At 36.7% G+C, this 1,476-nt stretch carries 3 protein-coding genes; all 3 read left to right on the top strand.

Translation table 11 applies throughout. The annotated features are described in order from the left end of the window. The coding region (locus tag AC1DPQ_RS27480) for a galactokinase (protein ID WP_477611524.1) at positions 1-513 on the top strand (513 nt) is incomplete at its 5' end. A 198-nt stretch (positions 514-711) separates the two neighbouring features. Continuing rightward, entirely contained in the window at positions 712-1,242 is a 531-nt protein-coding gene (locus tag AC1DPQ_RS27475) for an RNA methyltransferase (RefSeq protein ID WP_477583849.1), read from the top strand. Between the two features lie 50 nt (positions 1,243-1,292). Beyond that, positions 1,293-1,476, top strand: a 184-nt coding sequence (locus AC1DPQ_RS27470) for a hypothetical protein (RefSeq protein WP_477611523.1), incomplete at its 3' end; no start/stop codon positions are given.

Here is a 1,476-nt window from a genome sequence, read left to right as displayed (position 1 = left end):
GAATTAGCAGATTCTAAATACAACGAACGTGTAGCAGAATGCCAAACTGCACTGAAATTGCTGAACCAGGAAATAACACTTCATTATCTTTGCGAATTAACCGCTGAGAAATTTGCATTACACAGCCATTTAATAACAGATGAAACTATTTTAAACCGTACAACACATGTGGTCAAAGAAAATGATCGGGTTCATTTAGCGGCTAAAGCCTTAAACGGCGGAAACCTGGAAGAATTTGGCCGCTTGATGTATGCCTCGCACGAATCATTAAAAACATTATATGAAGTAAGCGGAAAAGAATTGGATACAGTAGTAGATTTTTGCACAGATTATGAGCATGTTATAGGTGCCCGTATGACCGGTGCTGGATTTGGCGGATGTGCAATAGCTTTGTTGGAGAAAGGCTTTGAAGAAGACTTTGCAAAACATTTAACCGATTATTACGTAGATAAAATTGGCTATCCCGCTGCGATTTACATTAGCGAAATTGGCTATGGGCCAATTAGATTATAAAATATTAACCACAGATTTGCACAGATAACCACAGATTTTGGTTAGAAAAATTTGCATTCTGTTTTTCATCAAGGTTAAACTTAATAAAAATATAGTAGACAAAAAACTGGGCTATCAGTTGATAATTATTTAGTTACGAACAAAAAAATATACCATCTGTGTTCATCCTGTTTATCTGTGGTAAAACATTAAATGTTAATGAGAAAATTAAAATTAGACGAGCTTAATCGTCCGGATATTGAAGCGTTTAAAGCACAGGAAAAATTACCTGTTGTGGTGGTGTTGGATAATGTGCGCAGTATGCACAACGTAGGTTCTATATTCCGCACAGCCGACGGATTTGCATTGGAAAAAGTTATCCTTTGTGGCATAACGGCTCAACCACCGCACCGCGAAATTGAGAAAACAGCGCTAGGCGCTACACAATCTGTAGATTGGATTCATTATACCGATACCTTACAGGCAGTTGATGCCTTAAGGGCCTTGGGTTATGAGATCATTGCAATAGAACAAGCCGAAAACAGTACCATGCTGAACACTTTCCAGCCCGATCAGAATAAAAAATATGCACTGATTTTTGGAAACGAGGTTGATGGTGTGAGCGACGAAGTGATGGCAAAAATTGATGAATGTATCGAAATTCCTCAATTTGGAACCAAACATTCCTTTAACATCGTAATCTCTGCCGGTATTGTTTTTTGGGATTTCTTCGCTAAATTAAGGTTGTAATCCATCTATTTTTTAACCACAAAGAACACAATGTTGATCAGACTTATAAAATGGAAAATTTATTATTAAAAAAACTTCAGGTTAAACCTAACTACACTGTTAGGGTAATAAATGCACCCGAGGATGCGCTTATCATTTTTGGTGAGGTCGATCCATATATCGCTATAAAATATACTGAAGAAGTTTATTTTAATGTATTAATCATTTTTACCACGAGCACAGATCAACTTAACC

This window comes from Pedobacter sp. 01T416_2 (assembly GCF_056398925.1).
This window is presented reverse-complemented; position numbering and strand designations above follow the sequence as displayed.

Excerpts from the sequence above, each read along its gene's own strand:
- AC1DPQ_RS27475 (WP_477583849.1), top strand. The coding sequence starts at position 712 with ATGAGAAAATTAAAATTAGACGAGCTTAATCGTCCGGATATTGAAGCG.